Source organism: Bernardetia aquimarina (assembly GCF_042180575.1).
Lineage (GTDB): Bacteria > Bacteroidota > Bacteroidia > Cytophagales > Bernardetiaceae > Bernardetia.
In genome coordinates this window covers 2,292,147-2,316,696 of record NZ_CP170094.1, presented here as the reverse complement: position 1 = coordinate 2,316,696, position 24,550 = coordinate 2,292,147, and the positions used below count along the sequence as shown (strand labels likewise).

At 32.7% G+C, this 24,550-nt stretch carries 26 protein-coding genes; 22 read left to right on the top strand and 4 right to left on the bottom strand.

Features of this window, described 5'->3' with window-relative positions; genetic code table 11:
* Positions 1-184: 184 nt before the first annotated feature.
* From ACE193_RS09790 to ACE193_RS09780, 3 genes are all read right to left on the bottom strand, one after another.
* Positions 185-964 (bottom strand): exodeoxyribonuclease III, encoded by a 780-nt coding sequence (locus ACE193_RS09790; RefSeq protein ID WP_375562793.1) that lies wholly within the window; start codon positions 962-964, stop codon positions 185-187.
* Positions 965-1,074: 110 nt separating this feature from the next.
* Positions 1,075-1,515, bottom strand: coding sequence for a transposase family protein (locus tag ACE193_RS09785; RefSeq protein ID WP_375558619.1), 441 nt, complete (start codon positions 1,513-1,515; stop codon positions 1,075-1,077).
* Complete coding sequence (locus ACE193_RS09780) at positions 1,469-2,011, bottom strand: transposase family protein (protein WP_375558620.1); 543 nt, start codon at positions 2,009-2,011, stop codon at positions 1,469-1,471. The genes ACE193_RS09785 and ACE193_RS09780 overlap by 47 nt, the downstream gene beginning before the upstream one ends.
* Positions 2,012-2,677: 666 nt before the next feature.
* On the opposite strand from ACE193_RS09780, the gene ACE193_RS09775 reads away from it, so the two are divergent.
* Positions 2,678-3,982 (top strand): tetratricopeptide repeat protein, encoded by a 1,305-nt coding sequence (locus ACE193_RS09775; protein WP_375562792.1) that lies wholly within the window; start codon positions 2,678-2,680, stop codon positions 3,980-3,982.
* A gap of 178 nt (positions 3,983-4,160) precedes the next feature.
* Here the strand turns inward: ACE193_RS09775 and surE are convergent, their stop codons facing one another.
* Entirely contained in the window at positions 4,161-4,982 is an 822-nt protein-coding gene (gene surE, locus ACE193_RS09770; RefSeq protein WP_375562791.1) for a 5'/3'-nucleotidase SurE, read from the bottom strand.
* A 496-nt stretch (positions 4,983-5,478) separates the two neighbouring features.
* Here surE and ACE193_RS09765 point away from each other — a divergent pair, with 496 nt between their 5' ends.
* The 21 genes from ACE193_RS09765 to ACE193_RS09665 all read left to right on the top strand — a co-directional run bounded on the left by ACE193_RS09765 (position 5,479) and on the right by ACE193_RS09665 (position 24,358).
* A complete protein-coding gene (locus ACE193_RS09765; RefSeq protein WP_375562790.1) occupies positions 5,479-7,029 on the top strand; it encodes an N-6 DNA methylase in 1,551 nt (516 codons plus the stop codon).
* Positions 6,920-8,518, top strand: coding sequence for a restriction endonuclease subunit S (locus tag ACE193_RS09760; protein ID WP_375562789.1), 1,599 nt, complete (start codon positions 6,920-6,922; stop codon positions 8,516-8,518). The genes ACE193_RS09765 and ACE193_RS09760 overlap by 110 nt, the downstream gene beginning before the upstream one ends.
* The gene (locus tag ACE193_RS09755; RefSeq protein ID WP_375562788.1) at positions 8,508-10,175 is read left to right on the top strand and encodes an AAA family ATPase; all 1,668 of its coding nucleotides are present in this window, start codon (positions 8,508-8,510) and stop codon (positions 10,173-10,175) included. The genes ACE193_RS09760 and ACE193_RS09755 overlap by 11 nt, the downstream gene beginning before the upstream one ends.
* Positions 10,172-11,080, top strand: a complete 909-nt coding sequence (locus tag ACE193_RS09750; RefSeq protein WP_375562787.1) for a hypothetical protein — start codon at positions 10,172-10,174, stop codon at positions 11,078-11,080. The genes ACE193_RS09755 and ACE193_RS09750 overlap by 4 nt, the downstream gene beginning before the upstream one ends.
* A 707-nt stretch (positions 11,081-11,787) precedes the next feature.
* The gene (gene rplP / locus ACE193_RS09745; RefSeq protein WP_375562786.1) at positions 11,788-12,213 is read left to right on the top strand and encodes a 50S ribosomal protein L16; all 426 of its coding nucleotides are present in this window, start codon (positions 11,788-11,790) and stop codon (positions 12,211-12,213) included.
* Between the two features lie 55 nt (positions 12,214-12,268).
* Positions 12,269-12,481 (top strand): 50S ribosomal protein L29, encoded by a 213-nt coding sequence (gene rpmC, locus ACE193_RS09740; protein ID WP_014798367.1) that lies wholly within the window; start codon positions 12,269-12,271, stop codon positions 12,479-12,481.
* 40 nt (positions 12,482-12,521) lie between these two features.
* Positions 12,522-12,803: a 30S ribosomal protein S17 gene (gene rpsQ, locus ACE193_RS09735; protein WP_338769684.1), complete on the top strand. Its 282-nt coding sequence runs from the start codon at positions 12,522-12,524 to the stop codon at positions 12,801-12,803.
* A 187-nt stretch (positions 12,804-12,990) separates the two neighbouring features.
* Positions 12,991-13,359, top strand: a complete 369-nt coding sequence (gene rplN, locus ACE193_RS09730) for a 50S ribosomal protein L14 (RefSeq protein WP_375562785.1) — start codon at positions 12,991-12,993, stop codon at positions 13,357-13,359.
* Positions 13,360-13,482: 123 nt separating this feature from the next.
* Positions 13,483-13,821 (top strand): 50S ribosomal protein L24, encoded by a 339-nt coding sequence (rplX, locus tag ACE193_RS09725; RefSeq protein ID WP_375562784.1) that lies wholly within the window; start codon positions 13,483-13,485, stop codon positions 13,819-13,821.
* 3 nt (positions 13,822-13,824) lie between these two features.
* On the top strand, positions 13,825-14,370 hold the full coding sequence (gene rplE, locus ACE193_RS09720) for a 50S ribosomal protein L5 (RefSeq protein ID WP_375562783.1): 546 nt from the start codon (positions 13,825-13,827) through the stop codon (positions 14,368-14,370).
* 202 nt (positions 14,371-14,572) lie between these two features.
* A complete protein-coding gene (gene rpsN / locus ACE193_RS09715; protein WP_375562782.1) occupies positions 14,573-14,860 on the top strand; it encodes a 30S ribosomal protein S14 in 288 nt (95 codons plus the stop codon).
* Between the two features lie 111 nt (positions 14,861-14,971).
* Complete coding sequence (rpsH, locus tag ACE193_RS09710; RefSeq protein WP_014798373.1) at positions 14,972-15,370, top strand: 30S ribosomal protein S8; 399 nt, start codon at positions 14,972-14,974, stop codon at positions 15,368-15,370.
* Between the two features lie 159 nt (positions 15,371-15,529).
* Entirely contained in the window at positions 15,530-16,081 is a 552-nt protein-coding gene (gene rplF, locus ACE193_RS09705; protein ID WP_375562781.1) for a 50S ribosomal protein L6, read from the top strand.
* A 158-nt stretch (positions 16,082-16,239) separates the two neighbouring features.
* The gene (gene rplR, locus ACE193_RS09700; RefSeq protein ID WP_375562780.1) at positions 16,240-16,596 is read left to right on the top strand and encodes a 50S ribosomal protein L18; all 357 of its coding nucleotides are present in this window, start codon (positions 16,240-16,242) and stop codon (positions 16,594-16,596) included.
* Between the two features lie 22 nt (positions 16,597-16,618).
* Positions 16,619-17,134: a 30S ribosomal protein S5 gene (gene rpsE, locus ACE193_RS09695; protein ID WP_338769661.1), complete on the top strand. Its 516-nt coding sequence runs from the start codon at positions 16,619-16,621 to the stop codon at positions 17,132-17,134.
* Between the two features lie 193 nt (positions 17,135-17,327).
* Positions 17,328-17,507, top strand: a complete 180-nt coding sequence (rpmD, locus tag ACE193_RS09690) for a 50S ribosomal protein L30 (RefSeq protein WP_338793165.1) — start codon at positions 17,328-17,330, stop codon at positions 17,505-17,507.
* 285 nt (positions 17,508-17,792) lie between these two features.
* Positions 17,793-18,239, top strand: coding sequence for a 50S ribosomal protein L15 (gene rplO / locus ACE193_RS09685; RefSeq protein ID WP_375562779.1), 447 nt, complete (start codon positions 17,793-17,795; stop codon positions 18,237-18,239).
* Between the two features lie 158 nt (positions 18,240-18,397).
* Positions 18,398-19,729, top strand: coding sequence for a preprotein translocase subunit SecY (secY, locus tag ACE193_RS09680; RefSeq protein WP_375562778.1), 1,332 nt, complete (start codon positions 18,398-18,400; stop codon positions 19,727-19,729).
* A 180-nt stretch (positions 19,730-19,909) separates the two neighbouring features.
* Positions 19,910-20,698 carry a type I methionyl aminopeptidase gene (gene map, locus ACE193_RS09675; protein ID WP_375562777.1) on the top strand — a complete coding sequence of 263 codons (789 nt, stop codon included), beginning with the start codon at positions 19,910-19,912 and terminating at the stop codon, positions 20,696-20,698.
* A 30-nt stretch (positions 20,699-20,728) separates the two neighbouring features.
* Positions 20,729-21,589: a peptide chain release factor N(5)-glutamine methyltransferase gene (gene prmC, locus ACE193_RS09670; RefSeq protein ID WP_375562776.1), complete on the top strand. Its 861-nt coding sequence runs from the start codon at positions 20,729-20,731 to the stop codon at positions 21,587-21,589.
* A gap of 798 nt (positions 21,590-22,387) precedes the next feature.
* On the top strand, positions 22,388-24,358 hold the full coding sequence (locus ACE193_RS09665; protein ID WP_375562775.1) for an OmpA family protein: 1,971 nt from the start codon (positions 22,388-22,390) through the stop codon (positions 24,356-24,358).
* Positions 24,359-24,550 lie beyond the last annotated feature (192 nt).

The following is a 24,550-nucleotide window of genomic DNA, read 5'->3' as shown; positions in this document are numbered from 1 at the left end:
GTGTTAAGTTAAAAGGTAACTTAATTTTTCCTAAATTTAAAAATTTAAACACCCTTTACAAAAACAATTTGTAGAAATAATTTAGCAAATCAAAAAACTTTGCTCATAAATTATGTAAATATAGTAATTTTTGTCTTGTATTGTCAAACTAATTTGTTTAGCAGTCCAACGAACCCTTCAAACCCTATGATAAAGATAAAGAAAGTAAAACAGGACAATGATCAGAATGAACAACTTCAGAAAGAATTTGACAATTTGTCATATATTCCGAAAAAGGTTGTGATATAAAATGGTAATCAATACGCCAACCCAAATTTTTTGCTCTACAATTATTGCGATATGTCCACCAAGAATATTGATGAGGTGTTGTATTAAAATTTCTAAAAGCATCAATCATACCCTTTTTTTCATAATCATCTAACCATTTTCTTTCTTCAGGCAAAAAACCTGATGATTTTTTATTTGATTTGGGATTATGAATATCTATTTCTTTATGACAAATATTATAATCTCCACAAACTATAATGTTTTTTTGTTTGTTCCGAACTTTTTCTAAATAGTCGTCAAACTCGTCTAGCCATTGATATTTGTACTCTTGACGGTGCGCTCCAGACGAACCAGATGGAATATATACATTTATTATCGAAAAAGAAACACCATTGACTTCAAAATTAGCTTTCAAGACTCGTCCTTCCTCGTCAGACTGTTGCATATCTGAGCCTTTTTCTATTGAAATAGGCTTTATTTTGGTAAGAATAGCTGTTCCACTATATCCTTTTTTTTGTGCAGAAAACCAATGTGACTCATAACCTAGAGATTCAAAAAGAGCTTTATCAACTAATTTTTCTTCAATTTTGATTTCTTGTAAGCATATAATATCTGCATTGATTTCTTTGAGCCACCCAACAAAATCTTTTTTTAGAGCTGCTCTAATACCATTGACATTGTAAGTAATAATCTTCATTTAGCTAAAATAGGGTGTTTGGTTGTGTTGTAGTTTTTACTCAAAACACTAAAGTACTAAAACTATTGGAAAAAGTATTTTTTATTCTAAAAACTATTTATTAGACTTTATTACGATAATTTTTGATAGGTTATTCTTGTCTTTACCCTTAAATTATGAATACCACACGCAATTTCCATGACTTGGTCTCTTACCTCTTCTCCCCACAATCGGATTTCATCTAAGACAATTCTAAGTCTTTTTACTCCTGCTATGCTGTGTTCTGCACGTACTCTACGACTAGACTTTTTACTATTTTCAGCCTTGTCCTGCTCCGATAATTCTTTTCCTCTAGGCTTTTTTTTGGGTTGCTCAATAAGGACACCTTTAGGTCTATGACCTTGATAACCAGTATCTTGATGAAGAATAGTTCCCTCAGGAAAGGTAATATCATCTTCTTCTAATAAACGTTTATCGTGTACTTTTCCTGTTTCTGTATCTCCTAAAAAAACTACCTCTTGATGTTTATCTGTAACTAAAGTATTTTTTATAGTGTGCTTTTTTTTTTCCACTATATACTTCTTTTTGAGCTTTGTAATCGGAGGGACGAGGAATTTCACGTTCGCTTCCATCTACCCATAACTCTAAGGCTTTACCTGCTTCTTCAACACGATCTGCAAGTTTTATTGTCCATTCCGATTCATTTCTTGCAGGCAATACATTAATTTTTCTTAAACTTTCTTTTAAAATGGGAAGAAGGCTGTTAATCCATTGATTAACTTTTCCTTGAGAAACATCAAAAGTAAGAGCTAAAGATTCCTGTAAAGGGTTGTTTTTCAAGTAGTAAAGGATAAAAAAAAGTTTCATTTCACTACCTTTTAGTTGTATTTTTGCGTGTTCTCGGAAGGTGGGCTTATTTCTAGCCTTTCCTTTGAGGTCATAATACATATAATGTTTTTCCCAAAGTGGAGAAAAAGTAGCTAATAACTCATCAAACTCTTTGATAGTCAAGCTAGTAAGAGCCATAAAAGGCTTTTCTTTTTTACGTAAGTTAGGTAAATCAATCATAAAGTAAGGATAAAATGACCGCTAATATAATAAAATTTACGTTTTAAAGTCTATTGAGGGTACTTATTTTTTTGATAAAATTTTTTTATTTATTTCCCATGAGTTATTCATGCATGTTTGTTATAGCGATTTTTTGTGTAAAAATAAAAAATAAGCCTTTTAATTGAATGGTATGAGTTTCTTTGAAGGTGATGAATTTTCCTGTTTAAGTCCTTATTTATGATTTTCATCGGATTAAATAGGTGTTTCGCATAATTTTAGCATTAATTATTTTCTATCAGACCACCTTTGGTAAACTATTAGATATACTATTAATGTAGGATGATAATCCATCTACTATTTTGGATTTGAAATAAGTAAAAAAATAAATTCATTTTTTTTGATTGTTGGACTCTAAAAAATAAAATAATCTTTTTGGTAAAAAAAGTACAAGTTGCTAATTATGTTAAAATTCGAATTATTTTTTGATTAACAACGTAGTGTCTGTATCTTTGCTTCAACGAAAACGAAATTTGATAGCAATTACAACATCCTATTTATTAAAGAGTTATAAGTATATGAAATAATTTGTGTACTCTATTTTTGAATCAAAACACTAACATACCAATAAATAATATTCATTAGAAATATAATTTGTATTTGTCCCTTACACTTCATTCTTTATACATGAGAAATACCATTTTTTTTATCATTTTGTTGTTTAGTATTTTTCCCTTACTATCAGCTCAACTATCAGCCCAACATTCGGGGGGAGGCTTAGAAGAGTATGTACAGGCAGAAACTTTTAGAGCAAAGCGACAATATACGACGGCTATTCCATTGTATGATAAAGCTATAGCCAAAGACCCAAGTAATTATAAATATTTTGTGCAGCAAGGTAAATGCTATTATTTGCTTAAAAGAATAGATAATGCGATTGATTGTTTGGAAAAAGCCACACAGCTCAAAGAAGACCACGTAGAATCGTATATTGCACTTTCAAAATTGTATGGATATAAAGGAAACAGACAGAAAGTGTTAAGCTATTTAGGAAGAGCAGCTCAATTTGAAACAAACCCACAAAACCGTTTGTCGTATCGTTTGCATATTCTTAAATTATTATATTCACAAGAAGAGTTGGTTGGTTTTCCTATTCATTTGCAAGATGCTCGTTCGATTGCACCTCAAAACCCTCATGTTTGGTATTTTTCGGCTTGGTATCACAATCAAGCAAAAGAATATGCACAAGCCATTACAGATGCAGAAGCAGGACTAAAATCACTCAATGATTCTAAAGATGCACCTCGTTTCTATTTTCAGTTGGGTTATGCTTTACATGAAATTGGAGAATACGAAAAAGCAAAAGAAGCTCTAGCAAAAGCAAATGTAGGGTCTTTCAAAGAGAAGGTTTTTAAGATGATGCCAAATTACCAATATAGATTAGCAGAAGCCTATCATAGTATCTTTGAATATAAAACAGCAAAAGAGTATGTCCAACAAGCTCTTAAACAAGACCCAAGTTATACGCAAGCCAATGAGTTAGGAGGACAATTAGCAGTGGAAGAAATAAATCACACAGCAGTTATAGACAGACTAAAAGTAGCTGTCGAACATGCAAAAGATTATGACACAAAAGCTCGTTCGTATTCAGAACTAGCACTCTTGCAGTTTCAAAATGAAGATTATCAAGAAGCCATTCATTCATCAGATTCATGTCTAACTATTCAACCGTTACGTTATGATATTCGTTTTTTGCGTGCTGTTTCGCTTTTTCATGCTGGAGATACTGATGAAGCCATTACAGAAATGAGACAACTATCTCATTTGAGTAATATTCCTCCTACATTGCAAGCTCAATTTACTTTTGCAACAGGTGTAATGTACCGAAAAATAGGAAAAAATGACTTTGCAATCCAGTATTTTAAGAATGTAAAGCATGGAGATTTTAGGTATGCAGCACAGGAAGAAATGAAGAAATTAAATGCTATTTAGATTTTGAAAAACATACAAAAAGGAATTTGAAGCATTCAAATTCTTTTTTGTATGTTTTAAATACAGTTAAAGGCAAGCCTTTAACCTACTTTTCATCTATGTATTTGTATTAATTCTAAATCAGACTTTATATTTCGTATTCACTTCTAACTTCATACATCTGACATCAGACTTTGTTTTATATTTCCCATTCGTTGTTGATGTGCGTAATTCCGTGGTGTGCTGTCATATCAAACTGACAAGGAACAATCGAAACATAACCATTATTTACTGCCCATTCGTCGGTATCATCTCCTTTATCTGGGTTTACAAAATCTCCTGCAAGCCATAAATATTCTCTTCCATAAGGGTCTGTTCGCAAATCAAATTTTTCTTGCCAACGTGCATGAGCTTGACGACAAATTTTTGTTCCTTTTATGTCATTTTCTTTTTTGGTCTCTTTATCAAAACGAGCAGGAAAATTGACATTCAAAGCGATGTTTTTTGGAAGACCGTTTTTGAGTGTTTGTTCTGCAATTTTTAATAAATGAGGACGGATATGCGAAAAATCAGCATCTTCTCCATAATCACACAACGAAAAACCAATCGAAGGCAATCCTTCAATCGCTCCCTCAATGGCTGCTGACATTGTTCCAGAATACAAAACACTAATAGAAGTATTGCTTCCATGATTAATTCCACTTACAACCAAATCAGGCGTTCTGTTTTGAAAAATATGAAATTTTGCAAGTTTGACACAATCAGCAGGCGTTCCCGAACATTCATACGCTTCTACTCCCAAATCTTTAAAGACATCCGATTTCCTAACTTTCAGTGGCATGTGAATCGTAATAGCGTGTCCCATTCCAGACTGTGGACTATCAGGTGCAACGACAATTACTTCTCCCAAAAGCGTCATCATTTCTACTAATTCTCGTATTCCTTTTGCCGTAATTCCATCATCATTCGAAACTAAAATCAATGGTTTTTGATTTTCATTTGCTTTATCTGCTTTTTGCATAGTCTGTTTTGCTTAGTTTTTTGGTTTGTTTTTAGATAAGGTAAAGGTAGGGATTTTTGAGAAAATAGAAAGTAGTGGAGTTTTGTTTTGAGATGTAAAGTGAAATATAGATTTATATGGAAACTAAAAAGTCTTTACCTTTCTTGCGAGGCTTTTTTTGTGGCTATCGTTCATATTTGACAACTTCATAAAAACTTTGTCAGTAGTTTTTTGGTAATCCGACAACTCTGACAATAGTTGTCTAAAAAAACTGCATTTGGGTATATTTTTTAGTGCTAATTTATTAGATTTGTGATTGTTGTTGGAGAACAGCGAAATACAGAATACGAATACACGGCAGGGATGCCGAATACATATTACTCACTCGCAAGATGCGAGCGAGAGCCTTTTTGTATCTGCGAGGGACAGTAGGGGGAATTAACAAAAAATAAGATTGTAAAATATTAAGCATTTTTTGCAGTATAACCTAATATTGCCATTAAAATTAGATATATCTTTGCAAAGGAAATTAGAATTTTATATTATTGTAAATAAATCAATACAACACAAGAGAGCAATGGATATAGTTGGTAAACTTTGGGGATTTTGTCATAAGCTAAGGCATGATGGAGTAGATTCTGCTGATTACATCGAACAGCTTACTTATCTGTTATTTTTGAAAATGGCAGATGAAAAAAAATTAGTTGTTCCAAATGATCATAACTGGCAGGCTTTACTATTTAAAAGTGATGATGACTTAATAAAACAATTAGATGATACTCTAAAAGTTCTTAAAAAGGAATCTGGGATTCTAGGACAAATTTTTGCCGAGCCTGTTTCTCGTATTAAAAACCCTCTTGTACTGCAAGAGCTTATCCAAGAAATAGATAATATAAATTGGACAGAACTTGATGCTGATGTGGTTGGTTTAGCTTTTGAAGAGTTAATTGGAAAAGTTGCAAGTGAAGGAAAGAAAGGAGCAGGACAGTATTTTACACCTCGTCCTCTCATTCAATCTATTGTGCGAGTTATGCAACCCAATCCTTTTATAACTGAAAACTACAAGATAGCAGATGTAGCATGTGGCACAGCAGGGTTTTTAACTGTAGCAAGTGAATGGGTTAAGAAAAATCATTCAAAAGAACTTGAGAATAAACAAAATCAAGAACGTTTTGCAAAGCAAATATTTTATGGACAAGAATTAGTACAACGTCCTCGTCGTTTGGCTTTAATGAACTTATTTTTACATGGTGTAGATACTAGCGAAACCATATCTTTTGGAGATTCAATAGAGAATGACCAAATGCCTAATGAGTTGGATTTGATATTAGCAAACCCTCCTTTTGGCAGTAAGGGATCAGCTCCTGTTAGCCGTGTTTTTCCTGTCAAAACAAGTGATAAGCAGCTCAATTTTTTACAGTTAATTATAGAAAAACTCAAAAAAGAAGGACAAGCAGCAGTAGTATTACCTGATAGTTGTTTGGGAGGTAGAAATGCAAAGAAAATTTGGTCATATTATTTAGATAAAGAGAAGAGTGGAAAAAATGTTTGTAATTTACATACCATTTTAAAACTCCCTGAAGGAATTTTTGCTTCGTATGCTAATGGTGTAAAGGCTTGTGTGGTTTTTCTTGAAAAAGGAAAATCCACAAAAGAACTTTGGATGTATGATGCCAGAAAAGATACTCCCAAGATTACAACTAGAAGTAACACCTTAACAGAAGCACACTTTACAGACTTTGAAGTTTGCTTTCAAAAAAGAAAAGCAACGGAAAGATTTAAACCTCATAATTTAGCAGAAATAAAAGAAAAAGAGTTTGATTTATCTTTTGTGGAGTTTATACCTCCTGAACCTTTACCCCATCCTGCTTTTATGATTGACCAAATGGTTATTTTTTACGAAGCCAAAATCAAAGCGCTAAAAGAACTAAAGACCAAATTACCACCTTACAACGAAGATGAATATGAAAATGGATTTCTCAAAACTACCAAAACACTGGAAAGTAAAGAAGCTAAAGGAGATAGTGAGAAAACAAACAGGCGTAAAACCAATGCATCGCTCTCCTAAAGAGAAAAAGGATATTTCCTTGCTTGAATGGGATGTTGAGGTTTTAGAAAAAGGAATCGCTAATATTTTTGCTGATTGGTATTCTACTGTTCATTGTTTTGAAAATGATATTTTTGTTCTTCGTACAGGTGGACGAAATGGCTTAGTTTTTAAAGGCAAAAAAGGTATAGCTGGTAGTACTTTATATTGTTTAACTCCATTAAGTGTTGATTCAGACTATATTTTTTATTATTTGAAGTCAAAAGAATTTGAACATAGTGGTACTCGTGATTTAAAACCGTCTTTTTGGGAGATGAAAATTCCTATTCCACCTATAGAAGAACAAAAACATATTGTGCAATCTATACAAGAAGCCTATCAAAATTTTGAAACCCAAAACCAAGAGGCTGAAAAGAATTTGTTAGATTCATTCAGAAGACTTGTATCTATACAATCAGAAGAACTTGAAAAAATTGAAGGTTTGGTAGATTTTTGTCAATTAGTATCTGATTTTGCGATATTAGGAAAACTAACAGTTGAATTTCGAAAAGCAAATACAATTTCTGATAGGTTTGAAATAGTAAAATTAAAAGAGTTAGTAAAATCCTTGCAGTATGGTACATCAAAAAAATCTGATAATGAAGGATTAGTTCCTGTTTTACGAATGGGTAATATTCAGAATGGAAAAATCAATTGGAATGATTTAAAATATTCATCTAACCAGTTAGATATTTCAAAATACAAATTAAATAAAGGTGATGTCTTGTTTAATAGAACCAATAGTGCTGAACTTGTGGGGAAAACAGCTATTTTCAATGGAGAAAAGGAGGCAATTTTTGCTGGGTATCTGATTAGGGTAGTGTGTAATTCACGAATAAATCCTTATTACTTAAACATATGTTTAAATGGAACACTAAGTAAACACTATTTCGATAGTGTTAAAATAACAAGTGCAAATCAAGCAAATATAAACGCAAAAAAATTATCAAATTTAGATATATTATTACCTGTTATTGAAGAACAAAATAAAATAGTCAATTTAGTAGAAAATATTTTTGTAGCAGCAGAACAAATACAAAATGATTTTGAAGAACAAAAAAAACAACAAAATAATTTGCTAAAATCTGTAATAAATGCGTTCTTTCAATCATCTTCATTTCCTAATTCTCCAACTGATTGGGATTTAGATGTTCAAATCAAAGAAGCAAGAGAAAAAAGGGAAAAAGAAATCAAACTTTTAAAAGAAAAACAAATGAAAAAAAAAAAGGAAGAAGCATCTAAGTCTAAACTAGATATCCTTTCTCTTTTGGAACAATCTGAGAAAAAAATAATATCTGCAAATGATATTTTGGAAAACTCTAAATTCAAGAATAATATTGATGATTTTTATACCGAAGCAAAAGAACTTGTAAATGAAGGTTTAATAGATTGGAAAATTGACGAAGAAACTAAAAACAACAAAACTCCTTTGAGTATAGTAACATTAATAGAACAAGACAATGAGAATTAAATATCTTAAAATAGAAAAGTTCAAAAATATCAACGATTTTGAACTGGATTTACGGAATAACACTAATAATATTTTAGTAACAGTTGGTAAAAATGGCACAGGTAAATCTAACTTGCTTGAAGCATTAGTATTGATTTTCCGTAATCTTTTTCTCTACGAAAAGCAGTCACTTGCTACAATTCAAGAGTCTTCAAAATATCCTTTATTTGATTTTGTAATTGAATACGAATGTAATGAGAATATTGTAAAAGTGGATTTTAGAAAAAAACAAACTGATGAACCCGACTTATTTCCTTTAAAAGAAGAAACACTAGTAGATTTCGTAGAAAGAGAATATATTTTTAAGGTAAATAATAGAGCGTTGAGAAGTAAGGGAGCTTTTTTTAAAAAAAATGAAGAAGATAATTATAGATTTCTACCTAAATATGTTTTTGCGTATTATTCAGGTATTAGTAATCGCTTAGAAGAACATTTTGATTATCATCAAAATCAATTTTATGACGACTTACTAAAAGGAAAAGATAATCCTTTTCGTCCTCTCTTTTATGCACGTCCTATTCATAGTAATTTTGTTTTATTGGCTTTCTATGCTTTTCAACAGGACGAGAGTATTACTGAGTTTTTAAAAACAAGACTAAATATTGTAGGTTTAGAATCTGCTTTATTTGTTATTCGTAAACCACAGTGGAAAAGTAGAGAAGGCGATATACGCTTTTGGAAAGCTAAAGGTGTAGTAAAGAAGTTTCTTAATAACTTATTTAAAGAATCTTTTATTCCTATAAGGGGTAAAGTGAAAGTAAGAAGAGATTTTCGCCATTCAAAAGAAGAAGAATGCTGGTATTTGTTCCTAAAGGATCAAGCAAGTTTAAAAAAACTTGCTAATACATATTCTAATCAGATAGATTTTTTCAAAGCATTAGAAAGTACCTATATTTCTGATTTAATTCATGAAACAAGAATTAAAGTGAAAAGAAAAAATGAGGATGGTTCAATTACTTTTAAAGAGTTAAGTGAAGGTGAACAGCAATTATTAACTGTTCTAGGCTTACTTAAATTTTCTAATTCTGCTGAATCATTATTTTTGCTTGACGAACCAGATACTCATTTAAGTCCAATTTGGGGACACGATTACCTAAAAATGTTGGAAACAGTATCAGGAGATATAAATAAAAGTCAAATGTTTCTTTCTACACACAAATCTACTACTGTCAGTGGTTTATCCAAAGAGCAAATTCTAGTGTTTGATTTTGACGAAAATGGAAAAACGATTTGGGATTATCCTGAAGTAGATGCAAAAGGTTTAACTTCTGACGGTGTGCTTACACAAATTTTCGATATGGAGTACACGTATGATGAGGAAACTTGGAAAGAAATGCTTGAAAGAAGAAGATTGTTTGCTAGAAAATTAGATTTGGAAAAACAAGGTAAGAATTTGTCAAAAGAAGAAGCAATAGAGTTACAACGTATTACAGAGAAAATGTCTGAAAAAGCACAACCTTATTACGATCCATTATTTTTTGATTTTATAAATGCAATGAATGATTCTGAGTTCGAAACCTATTCAAAACCTGCACCTTTATCAGAAGAAGAAAAGCAAGAACGTATAAGAAAAGCTAAAGAAATCTATGCAAAACTAAAAAAAGAACGTGGGCTATGATTTATATTAATTTAGATGACTTTCAACCTGATGAAAAATGGCGTTGGAAAGCTAATTGGCATACTATGAATATGTCCGATTTATCTACTATTGCAGAAATGAAGGCATATATAACAAATATTTGGAGTGAGATAAAAAATGATATATTATTAATTCCGAATGCTAATAAATGCTGGTTTTCGGAGGCAAAAGATGTGGTTTCTGATTATCATATTGAACACTTCCGTCCAAAGAAAGAAGTTACAAAATTTGATAAATCTGTTCCCCATATTGAATTCCAAGAAGAACAAAGAAGTCAATGGACTACTACAAACAATAAAGCAGATGGTTATTTTTGGTTAGCTTTTGATTATAAAAATTATAGAATTTCAGGAGGTAAAATAAATAGCTCATTTAAAAAAAATCTCTTCCCAATACGTTTTGCAAGTCATTTTATAGCAGAAAACAGGAATCAAGATTATAAATTCGAAGAAATAGTCTTGCTTGACCCCACAAAGAGAGATGACCCTGAGTTATTGACATTTGAAGCTAATGGAAATGCTATCCCTACCTACTGGCATGATATTGATCAATGGAAGTACACTCGTGCAGTAGTATCTATTATCATTTATGGCTTAAATGATATTGATGACCTTGTAAACGCTAGATTAAAAAAATGGGATATCTGTAGAATATTAATAGAAGAAACGCAGAGAAAACACCAAATGAGAGAAAATTTAATTGCAAAAATTGATTGGGGAAATGAAAAAGAAGTTTTGATGTTTGGAGAACTTGAAGAAACTTTAAAAATTAATTATCAGAAACTGAAAGATGAAATTGCCCCTTTTTCTCATTTTTCTTCTGTTGCTATGGCTTGTGTTAAGAGCTATAATTATGAGTGGATTCAAGATTATGTTTTTGCATAATAAATGATTAAGATATTGAGGTTGAAATTTACCAATTAATAATAAGGTTGATAGATGTTGATAAAGATTTATTTCAAATAATACAAAAAAGTTCCAACTCAAAAAAATAATCAAGAATTTTTATACTAACTGTTTGGAAGTCTGTAAATTATTTGTACCTTTGCATTCCCTAAAGGATACTATACGTGAACAAATTGTTGTCATTTAATGGCAAAATAAGTTGTTCATTTGCGTACAAGTCCTTTTTCAAAATCGCTTTTCTTTAGCTTTTCTTCATTCCACAATGATAAAAGCTGTTAGAATATACTAATTAGAAATGTTTTTAAATAAGCATTCTGTTAAAGAATTTTTTGAGAAAGAATCCAATACGTGTGAATCTATTTCACATAGCATCTAAAGTATTTATTAAATACTAAAGGGATTTGAAAAGCGTAATTTAATCTCACTTCTTTTATTTATATTAAAAAAGAACTACATTATATTAAGTTTTTTGAGAAGATTAAGTTCCTAATCCGAATTTGCTCTTTAAAAGGAAACTTTTTTTGTTGTTTATTTATGAAATAGAAAGTTTTAAGAATAGAATAAAAAAACGCAATTCATAATTGATATTTTGAAACGATTTTAAGTTAATTCATAATTCAATTATTTATTTCTCAAAATCATTTTCAAATTTATCTTTTTAAAGACCATTAAACGCAAAAGGAGTTATGTTACAGCCTAAGCGCACCAAGTTTCGTAAACGTCATAAAGAAGTACGTCGTACTAGAGGTATTGCTCAACGTGGTTTTTTGGTGGATTTTGGTGATTTCGGTATCAAAGCCTTGGAGCCAACGTGGATTACTTCACGTCAAATTGAAGCAGCTCGTATTGCCGTTACTCGTGCAATGAAGCGTCAAGGTCAGGTATGGATTCGCATTTTCCCTGACAAACCAATTACCAAAAAACCTGCAGAGGTTCGTATGGGTAAGGGTAAAGGTGCTCCTGAATATTGGGTAGCTCCTGTCGTACCAGGTACAGTGCTTTTTGAAATTTCGGGTGTAGATAAAGAAACAGCTAGTGAAGCATTGCGCCTTGCAGCTCAAAAATTACCAATCAAAACTAGATTTGTAACTCGTATTGATTACGAAGCATAAATTAGTTTTGTAGGTATATAAATTATATCTTAACCGACCTTTATTTCACAAAGTTATGACAATTAAAGAAACAAAAGAAGAAATCAGAGGACTAGATGACGCAGCCTTAGCTACTAAAATAGCTGAACAACAAACTGCTCTTCAACGCTTGAAATTTAGCCACGCTATTTCTCAAATTGAGAACCCTTCAAGTATTAGAGATGCAAAACGTATGGTAGCTCGTCTAAAAACTGAACAAACAGCAAGACAAATTGCTAAATCTAAGTAATTACTTATTATAAATAATTACTTCTAACAGTATTCTGACTATGGAACAACAACCAACAGTACAAAACACTGAACGCAAAAGCCGTAAGGAACGTATCGGGATTGTCAAAAGTAATAAAATGACATCTACCATTACTATTACAGTAGAGCGTAAAGTGAAGCACCCATTATACGGAAAGTTTGTGAAGAAAACTTCTACATTCATGGCACACGATGAAGGCAATACTGCTAACATCGGAGACCGTGTTCGTATTATGGAAACAAGACCTCTCAGCAAACTTAAACGTTGGCGTTTGGTCGAAATCTTAGAACGTGCTAAGTAATTGTATATCTTTATAATTTTAAATTATAATACAAACTACAATAAAAAGCCATTCTAGTTCTGTTTTGAAAGATTTTAATTGATTTTTTAAAGCAAAACATTCTAAAAATAACGTTGCTTTTTTTGATTATTCATTTGATAATCAATTTTAGTAGCACATCGTTTCACTCTCTAATTATTATTGAGCGATGATTCAACAAGAAAGTCGTTTGGCAGTTGCTGACAACTCTGGAGCAAAAGAAGTTTTATGTATTCGTGTATTAGGCGGTACTGGTAAACGTTATGCTTCTGTAGGAGATAAAATTGTCGTTTCTGTTAAGTCTGCAATCCCTTCTGGAAATATCAAGAAAGGTGCAGTTTCGAAAGCAGTCGTAGTGCGTACCAAAAAAGAGATACGCCGTAAAGATGGTTCATATATTCGCTTTGAAGAAAATGCAGCCGTGTTGCTCAACAATCAAAATGAGCCTCGTGGTACTCGTATTTTCGGCCCAGTGGCACGTGAACTAAGAGATAAAAGATTCATGAAAATTGTATCTTTAGCTCCCGAAGTACTTTAAATTTAGAAAGATATTTGTCAGACACTTTCAGAAGTGTCAGATAATTAGAAATCTAGTAAAAGTCTTCTTTAAATTATTAAGTGTTAGACACTAATGTACTAATTGTACAAATCCTTACGGATTATGAAAAAGAAAAACACTCAAAAATCAGTCAAACTTCATGTAAAGAGGGGCGACAACGTAATCGTAATTGCGGGCAACCACAAAGGCGAACAAGGAACAATTACTGAGGTAAAAGTTAGTGAGCAACGTGTTATCTTAGAAGGAATTAATATGGTTAAAAAGCATATTAAACCGTCTGCTAACAATCCAGAAGGTGGTATCATCGAAATGGAAGCTCCTATTCACATCAGCAACGTAGCGCATGTAGATGCTTCTGGCAAAGCTACTCGCATCGGTCGCAAAAAAGATGAGAACGGTAAACTTGTTCGTTATTCTAAAAAAAGTGGTGAAATTATTTAAGTTATGGCAACACCTCGTTTAAAAGAAAAATACTTCAATGAAGTAGTTCCTGCTCTTAAAGACAAATTTGAGTTTAAATCAGTCATGCGAGTGGCTCGTTTACAAAAAATTTGTATTAATAGTGGAGTTGGAAAAGCTGTTTCAGACAAGAAACTCATCGATACTGCTGTAGAAGAAATTTCTACTATCGCTGGACAACGTGCCGTACCTACCTATTCTAAAAAGGCTATCTCGAACTTTAAACTTCGTGAAGATATGCCAATTGGTGTACGTGTAACGCTTAGAGGCGATCAGATGTATGAATTCTTAGACCGTTTGGTAACAGTTTCAATGCCTCGTGTACGTGACTTCAAAGGTATTAGTGATAAAGGCTTTGATGGTCGTGGAAACTATACTTTGGGCGTGAAAGAACAAATTATCTTCCCTGAAATTTCGATTGACAAAGTCAAGCAAATTACAGGAATGGATATTACCTTTGTTACTTCTGCTCAAACGGATGAAGAAGGGTTAGCTCTTTTGAAAGAATTGGGAATGCCTTTTCGCAGTTAATAATTGCTAAACGCAACTGGATTCAATCAATTTTGAACAAATCTGACTTTATCTAAAACTATATTTTTACATAAAACTACTTTGGTTTATTCCTAATAGAACAAAATTGAAATAGAAAACTAAAAATATTGTTTCAGAACCGAGACTAATTGAAGTTCAAATCTAATAAAGTTCAAATCCAAATCTAAGTCAATCATACATTATGGCTAAATCATCGATGATTGCACGTGAGCGTAAACGCCAAAAATTGGTAGATAAATACGCTGCAAAACGTGTAGAACTCAAAAAACTTGCAAAGGACGGAGATGTTGAGGCGCAAATTGCTCTTGACAAACTTCCAAAGGATGCTTCTCCTGTTCGTTTGCACAATCGTTGCCGTTTGACGGGTCGCCCTCGTGGCTACATGCGCCGTTTTGGTATTTGTCGTGTCGTTTTTAGAGAAATGGCAAACGACGGAAAAATACCAGGCGTAACCAAATCAAGCTGGTAATACTTTTTACAAGAACTAGAATAATTTCGAATTCTTTAGAACCTTTACAACATTTAGGGAATAAAAAATTAAGTTCTTTTTTCATATTTCCTGAATACAAACCTTGAGGGAATGACAACGGATCCTATTGCAGACTATCTGACTAGACTCAGAAACGCAATCAAAGCTAATCATAGAATTGTGGAAGTTCCAGCTTCAAAATTGAAGAAGGAAATGACTAAAATTTTATATGATAAAGGCTATATACAAGGCTATAAATTTGTGGATGCTCCTGTAGGCGCATCTATCAAAATAGCATTAAAGTATCACCCTGCTACTCGTACTCCTGCGATTACACACCTAGAGCGTGTAAGTAAGCCAGGTCTGCGTCAGTATCGCAAAGCAAGTGAATTACCTCGTGTACTCAATGGATTGGGTATCGCAGTAATTTCTACTTCGCACGGCGTTATGACTGACAAAGAAGCTCGTACAAATAGTGTAGGAGGAGAAGTACTTTGTTATGTATATTAATATTGCACTCATTTCATATAATTCGTATAATTCATTTAGACTTTTAATTATTTGACTTATACTCTTTGTAGCAAAACTAATTTCTGTTAATCGCTAAAATGAAAATTGCTACAGAACTATAAAAATAATAATTGAAATATCTAATAAATCTGATAGAAAATGTCACGAATTGGTAAAAACCCAGTTACCATCCCTAGTGGAGTAACTATAGACGTTTCGGACAACACCATCAAAGTCAAAGGTACAAGAGGCGAGCTTTCTCGCACAATTGACCCAAGAATCACTGCCAAAGTGGAAGATGGAACGTTGATTTTCGAACGCAAAGACGAAGAAAAACAGACTCGTGCTATGCATGGCTTGTACCGTTCATTGGTACAAAATATGGTGGAAGGCGTTTCTAATGGCTACAAATCTCATTTAGAGCTTGTAGGTGTTGGATATAAAGCAGAAGCAAAAGGACAAATCCTTGAGCTGAACTTAGGTTACTCACACGCTATCTTTTTGCAAGTGCCGAAAGAAATTGCTGTAAGTACTGAGATGCTAAAAGGTCAGAACCCAAAAGTTACCTTAGAATCTAGCGACAAAGAATTACTCGGACACATTACTGCCAAAATACGTTCACTTCGCAAGATTGAACCGTACAAAGGTAAAGGTGTACGCTTTGTAGGCGAACAGATTCGTCGTAAGGCTGGTAAGAGCGCAGGTAAATAATCGTTAAACAATTATTTTTCCTATTAAATAAATTAGGATAAAATTGTCAGACACTTTTATTAGTGTCAGACAATTAGCTTAATTTAATTGAAGAATGTAATTTTGATACGATAACTTCGTGTTCCTTATTTTGAGAAATTTTATAATAAACTAGTATCATGGCAACTACCTCACGTAAGAGTCAGCGTCGAACACGTATCAGACGTAGTATTCGTAAAAAATTAGCCGGAACAGCCGAAAGACCACGTCTTTCTGTATTTCGCAGTAATAAATATATTTATACCCAGCTCATCGACGATGTAAATGGGCATACCCTTGTGAGTGCTTCTCTCAAAGATATTGACGCTGAGAAACATATCAATCAAGAATTATCGAAACAAGTAGGCGCAAAACTCGCCGAACGTGCTAAAGAAAAAGGCATCGATAAAGCAATTTTTGATAGAAATGGTTTCTTATATCACGGCAATATCAAAGCAGTAGCAGAAGGCGCACGAGAAGGTGGACTTCAATTCTAAACCCTTTGCACCCTAATAAATTATGGCAGCAAACGTAAATACCGTTAAAGCAAGCGAAATAGAACTAAAAGAAAAAGTAGTTACTATCAATCGTGTAGCAAAAGTAGTAAAAGGTGGTCGTCGTTTCAGCTTTGCAGCATTAGTTGTAGTTGGCGATGGCAACGGTGTAGCAGGTTATGGACTTGGCAAAGCCAACGAAGTAACAGATGCTATTCAAAAAGGTATAGAAGATGCTAAGAAGAACTTAGTAAAAGTACCTATCATCAGACAAACTATACCTCACCCAATTATTGGGAAATTTGGTGCAGCTAAAGTAATGCTTAAGCCTGCAACGCCAGGTACAGGAGTTATTGCTGGTGGTGGAGCGAGAGCCGTATTGGAAGCAATCGGTATCGAAAATGTACTTGCTAAATCTCAAGGCTCAAATAACCCAGGAAACGTAGTTCGTGCTACTTTTGATGCATTATTGCGTATGCGTGATGCAAAATCAGTTGCCGAGCAGCGTGGTGTTAATCTTACCAAAGTTTTTAATGGGTAAGTAGATAAGAATAATTACAGATTATGACCTGCTAAAGCAGCGAAGCTAATTAAAAATTACGAATTGAATAAAGAGTAATTTTAAATTTAATATTTGTAAAGTAAAATAAGTAATTGTCAGGACACCTTAAAGGTGTCAGACAATTTAGTTTTACAAACTGTTCTTATTTAATTACCAAAAACTATTTAGTAAAATGGCGAAAATTCGTATTACTCAGGTGCGTAGCTCAATCAAACGCCCAAAAAAACAACGCCTAACTTTGCATGCTTTAGGGCTTCGCAAAATGCACCAAACCGTAGAACAGGAAAATACTCCTAATATCGTCGGTATGGTAAAGGCTGTATCACATTTAGTAAAAGTAGAGGAAGCGTAGGTACAAAAAATCATTTTGATTCTTAACTAACTTTATAAAGTTATAGAAAAATGATTGGAAAAAGATTTTTTTTCCTACCTTTGCATCTCACTTAGCAAATTCCTTATTAGATGAGTATTTATTTTACTATCTATATATAAGGATTTTGTCTTTTAAATCATTGAACTTTGCTCAAAGCGTTTAGCCTATTATAGTTATAAAAATACAAATCTGAATTATTTCATTTTTGATATTGAATAGATTAGGAAACAGCGAGTTTTGAGTAAATAAAAACTAATCTAACTGATGAAACTTCACCAATTAAGACCTGCAAAAGGGGCTGTAAAGTCTAGAAAAAGAGTAGGTCGTGGACAAGGTTCTGGACGTGGTGGTACTTCTACACGTGGACACAATGGAGCGCAGTCTCGCTCTGGTTATAGCCAAAAATTAGGTTTTGAAGGTGGACAGATGCCACTTCAACGTCGTGTACCTAAATTTGGATTCAAAAATCCAGGTCGTGTAGCTTACAAACCAATCAATTTGGATACACTCCAAGAACTTGCTACAAAGAAAAATACTAACGTTATTGATGTAGAATTATTAGCTGCAAATGGCTTGGCAGGAAAAGGCGATTTAATCAAAATATTGAATCGTGGTGAACTGACTATGGCTATTGAGGTTACTGCACACAAATTTTCAACTTCTGCAAAAGAAAGCATCGAAAAAGCAGGTGGAAAAGTTACTACTCTCTAACATATAAGATAGAAAAGCCGATTATGTCCTACAATGTAGCTCGTAATTGGCTTATTTCGCTTATCCATAAATTATGGATTAAATACAATTTATACTAATTACTATATCTAGTATTGTTTGTCAAAGCAAGCAAAATTTAGTAAACTAGAAAAAGAATTATGAAGAAGTTTTTTGAAACTATAAAAAATATCTTTTCTGTAAAAGAACTCAAAGATCGCATCTTCCTTACTTTAGGATTATTGATGGTCTTTCGTTTAGGTTCTTTTATTGTTTTGCCAGGTATTGACCCTAGCAAACTTGAAAAAAGTACAGGTGTTTTAGGAATGCTTAATGGTATTCTTGGAGGAGCGTTCGAACGTGCCTCTATTTTTGCTTTAGGTATTATGCCTTATATATCTGCATCAATTATCATTCAACTTCTGACTGTGGCTGTTCCGACATTCCAAAAAATGCAGAAAGAAGGAGAGTCGGGTCGTAAAAAGCTCACTCAAATTACTCGTGCGCTTACTATACTCATTACTATCGGACAAGGTTTTGCTTATCTAAAAGGAACTGTTCCTACAGATGCAATTATTATTGACCAAACATTTTTCTTAATTTCTTCTATTGTCATTCTTACATCAGGAACTGTTTTCTGTATGTGGTTGGGAGAAAAAATTACGGATAAAGGAATTGGTAATGGTATATCTCTTCTAATTATGATAGGTATTATTTCACGTTTCCCTACTGCCATAGTAGCAGAAGCTACTTTGAAAGGTATGGGTGGAATATTCATTTTTGTTTTAGAAATATTAGCTCTTTATTTAGTAGTAATGGGAGTTGTTCTTATCGTACAAGCTGTGCGTTATGTTCCTCTTCAGTACGTAAAACAAGTAGCAGGTCGTTCTCAAAAACAAATGCTTACTCAGAAAAAACGTTCTGCATTACCTCTTAAAGTAAATGCAGCAGGTGTAATGCCAATCATCTTTGCACAAGCACTTATGTTTTTGCCACCTTTGGTAGCAGGAGCTTTTCAAGGAGAAGACACTCCAAATGCTGATTATATTGCAAGTGCATTCTCTGATTTTACTTCATTAGAATACAATATTCTTTTTGCTGTTTTGATTATTGCATTTACATTCTTTTATACAGCAATGACTATCAATGTTCAACAAATTTCAGATAATCTAAAAGATAGTGGTGGATTTGTTCCAGGTGTTACACCAGGTGAAGAAACCAAAAATTATTTAGGTAAAATCTTGGATAGAATTACTCTCCCTGGTGCAATCTTTATTGCTATTATAGCTGTTCTTCCTGCTATTGCAGCAGCAGCTACAGTAGGAGACCAATTTGCTCAATTCTATGGTGGAACTTCTCTACTTATTATGGTAGGTGTAGTTTTGGATACTCTTCAACAAATTGAAAGTTATCTATTGAACAAAGAATATGATGGGTTGATGAACACAGGAAATGTAAAAGGTCGTCAAGCACAACCAATGAATTATATATAAATCCAAACAAAAACGTTATTATTTTATTACTATAATACGATTTTGTCAGATTTTATAATCATATACACAAAGCATCAAGAATCGTCTTGGTGCTTTGTTTGTTTAATAAATGTTTTTTTAATTTAAACCCTTAGGGGTTTCAAAACCTTGAGGGTTTGGATAAAAAAAGAAGTTAGTAAAATGGGAAAAACAATATATAAAACAGCGCAAGATTTAGAAAAAATGCGTGCAAGTGCAGATTTATTAGGACGTACACATGCAGAGGTAGCAAAGTGTGTCATGCCTGGTATTACTACACTTGAATTGGATAAAATAGCTTTCGAATTTATAAAAGATAATGGAGCAGTTCCTAGTTTTTTAGGACTTTATGGTTGCCCAAGTTCGTTACTTACTTCTGTAAATGACCAAGTAGTTCATGGATTGCCTAATAATCGTCCTCTAAAAAATGGAGATATTGTTTCTATTGATTGTGGAGTATTGCTTAATGGTTTTCATGCAGATAGTGCTTATACGTATGAAATAGGGGAAGTGAGTGCAGAAGTAAAAAATCTATTGAAAGCAACTAAAGAAGCTCTATATTTAGGAATCGAACAATTAGTTTTTGGAAATAGAATTGGAGATATTAGTCATGCTATCCAAAAACATACAGAAGCAAAAGGATATTCAGTAGTAAGAGAATTAGTAGGACATGGTTTAGGTAGAAGTTTGCACGAAGCTCCAGAAGTACCAAATTTTGGAAAACCTAAAAAAGGAGATAAAATAAGAAATGGATTAGTAATAGCAATTGAACCAATGATTAATATGGGTTCGAAAGCCGTAGTACAATCTTCTGATGGATGGACTATCATGACTAGAGATGGCAAACCTTCTGCTCACTTTGAGCATACTGTAGCTTTAGTCGATGGAAAACCTGAAATTTTGACGACATTCAAATATATCGAACAAGCAATTAAGATTTTTCATAGTTAATCTTGTCCAATTACTTACACAATTCAATAAATGCTCATTCCAGAGTACATAAAAATTAATGTGTCTTCCTTAACTTCTATTAACCGAATAGATGAGCGAGAAAGTCAAGCATTATTGCGTTTTTTGATAGAAGATTCTTTACAGATAAATAGGCTTGATTTTTCTAATTACTCATTAAATAAAGAAGAAGTTGAGTTATTGAATGAGAGTTTAGAAAGACTGAAAAAAAATGAACCTTTGCAGTATATTACAGGTAAGGCTTATTTTTATGGACTAGAGTTTGAAGTAAGTCCTGCCGTTTTGATTCCACGACCCGAAACAGAAGAGCTTGTTCATCAAATCCTAAGAGATTTTGAAACCAAAAAGAAAAAAAAGCAAATCTTTTTAGAAGTAGGAACAGGCAGTGGTTGTATAAGCATTACACTTGCCAAAAATCTTCCTCATTCACACTTTATAGCTATTGATATTTCAAAAAAAGCCTTAAAAACAGCAAAAAAAAATGCTCAAAAAAATAATATAACTAATATAGAATTTATAGAGTTGGATTTTTTGAAAGAAGACCTTTCTAATCATCCCCAATTACAAAATATAAATCATGTAGTTAGTAATCCTCCTTATATTAGAGGATCGGAAAAAATGAATATGAGTGAAAATGTACTTAATTTTGAACCTCATTTAGCTCTTTTTGTAGAAGAAGAAAAACCTCTTGTTTTTTATGAAGCTCTAGCTAAATTCTTTATAGACACAATAAAAGATGGCTTGCTTTATGTGGAAATAAATCAATACTTAACAAATGAAACAAAAGACCTTTTTAAGAGTTTTGGAGTTAGGAATTGTGTAGTCTTTAAAGACTTGCAAGAAAATCCAAGATTTATAAGAGCTAGTCTATAAATAGATATAGAGTATATTTGTTCAAGAGTAAAGTAGCAACATTTTATCTTGCTTATTTTTTTGAATTTGAATTTCGCTCATTTTTTTATTAAAAAATATGAATTTTTATCCAAAAAAGACGCTAATTTTTATTAAATTCTGTTTTTTTGGTTTAAATTTGCAAACAACTATCTTTGTGTTTTCATAGAAAGAATTATCAGAAATTATTTTGTCTATTTTTTTTAGAATAGTTATTAATCATTCTGAAAAAAAACAATTAATTACTAATAAATAAAATAATTTTTTAAGTAATATTATTTTAAATAATTTTTTCTAACAAACCCTATTATTTTATTTAAATAAATTCCAAGGTATTTATATACTATAAAAATGCAATAAAGATTTAATTTTCTCTTGATTTTGACTTAATTATTTGATAAGTATCTAATTAAAAAGCGTTTCTGTATTTGTTTTTACGTATTTTTGCGTTATATTTTTACAGAGTGCAATAGATTTTAAATATACACCAAGAATAAAAGTAGAAATCAAGCTGACTAAAAAACTGAAAATAAAGAGTAGAGTAAAACTGAGTAAAACCGAATCTTTAAATTAAATTCTAGCGATTTTTAATTTTTGTTTCAACTCATTTTTAGCTTATTTTTTAATAAATTGAGTACAGTTTTGGAAATTTTTTTAAAAATATCTACTTTATTTGTATTTATGTCGAATTATCTCAACTTAAAGTTGGTGTCTTTTATAGTATTTATTTTCTTTGTAACAACTTAACCTAATCGCTAATCTCAATCTAATACCCTGATTATGAAAAAAGGAATCCGTAACTGGAGCTTACTGCTCATGTTTCTTTTAGCTGGTACATTTGCAAATGCACAAGACGATGCTACTGCTACAGCCGAAAGTGACGACAAAGCAAAAGATGGTGCTACAAGCATCTATGAACAATGGCATGACCCACAACGTTTTCGTTTGCCACCTGCCGTAAACCAACTTCTTACTGACGAAGTTTCGCCTGCTATCAGTCGTGATGGCAAAACACTTATTTTCCAATCTAACCGTGGCAAAACATGGAAAGGATATGGTCTTTATATGACTACTCGTGATGACAATGGCAAATGGACAACTCCAACTGCATTGGAATCAATCAATTCTAAAGCTGGTGACAGTACTGTAATTGCTGGACCATTTTTGAGCTATGATGGCAAGAGTCTTTTCTTCTCTTCTAACATGGAAGATACTAAAGGTGGAATGGATTTATATGTAGCTACTCGTGAAAGCTTAGACGGCGAGTTTGGAGAGCCTACAAACTTAGGTGATGTAAATACTGCTGATTACCAAGGTTTCCCAACTGTTTCTGCTGATGGAAACCGTCTTTATTATATGCAACGTGCTGAAGGTGCAGAAAATACAGAAGGTGATTCTGAAGCTGGTACAGAAGAAACTGAATCTAAAAAGTCTAAGAAATCAAAAGTATGGTGTTATACTGCAATGGTTTCTAAGCGTTCGGCTGACAATGTATGGTCTGCTGGCGAAGAAGTAGAAGGTGCTATGAACGAAGATTGTAGCAAAGCATTCCGTATCATGGCTGATGGTGAAACAATGTTTTATACTTCTATGAGAGAAGGTGCTAAAATGCAAGGTCATACAAAAGGTATCCGTGCTGATGCTAAAGATTTTGACTTATTTATGTCTCAAATGGGAGAAGGTAGCGAAACTTGGGGTGATCCAATGGCTGCTGATTTTGCTAATCATCTTTCTGCTGAAGGGTATGTAAGTATGGCACCAGATGATGGAGCGCATACAGTTATGTATTTTGATGCTGATATGAATGCTTCTCATGAGATTTTCTGGACGTTAGTTCCTCCAGGATTTGCTCCTCGTAAAGTAATGATGGCTCGTGGTAATGTAGAGGATTCTATTACAGGAGAGCCTGTTTATACTATCATGAAGTTTGAAAACTTGACTCGTCCGTCACTTAGTTATGATCGTTATGATGACAAAGAAACTGGTAAATTTTCTACTGTTATTACAGAAGGAAATCAATATAAAGTAAGTATTGATCACGAAGATTACTTACCATATACATTTATGTGGGACTTCACAAATGCAGACGAAATCACTAACCTTTATCAACGTGTACGTTTAGTACCTAAAGGTGTTGAAGTTACTGTTACTCTTCTTGACGCTATTGATGAGCAGCCAGTAGATGCAAAACTTACTGTGAAAGCTGCTGATGACACAAGTATTGGAGAAGTTGAGAAAACAGGAACTGGTAAATATGAGGCTCGCCTTGATCCAGGTCAAGTTTATACACTTACTGGTGAAGCAACAGGAAATTATATGGAAGAAGTAGATACTTTAGACCTTACTCAAGCGCAGTTTGGTGATAAAGTAAACAAAATTCTTTATATGCTTGATGCTACTAAAATTAAGTTTGATAACATCAACTTTAGAACAGCTCGTTGGGATTTGAATGCAGAAGCAAAAACAGAATTGGATAAAGTATATCAATTCTTGACTGATTATCCTAAAATGAAAATTCGTATTGAAGCACATACTGACTACCGTGGTGGTGATTCGTACAACCAACGTCTTTCTCAAAATCGTGCAAAATCTGCTTTAGATTACTTAGTATCTAAAGGAATTCCTACAGAACGTTTAGAGTCTGAAGGATATGGCGAAGCACAACCTACTGTTCCTAATGAAGTAGATGGTAGAGCTAATCAAGCAAACATGGCTATCAACCGTCGTGTAGAATTTAAAATTGTTAGATAATAATAAACTCTAACATAAAATATGAAGTATAATTGAGTTAAATTATATTTCAATTAAAAAGACCAATTATCAAAATAGGATAATTGGTCTTTTTCTTTGTTGAAAATCAATCAGTTATATATTTTTTTGAATCTAACTATTTTTTTATTTTTGTAACTAAAACACTATATTATACGTTAATATTTAGTTAGT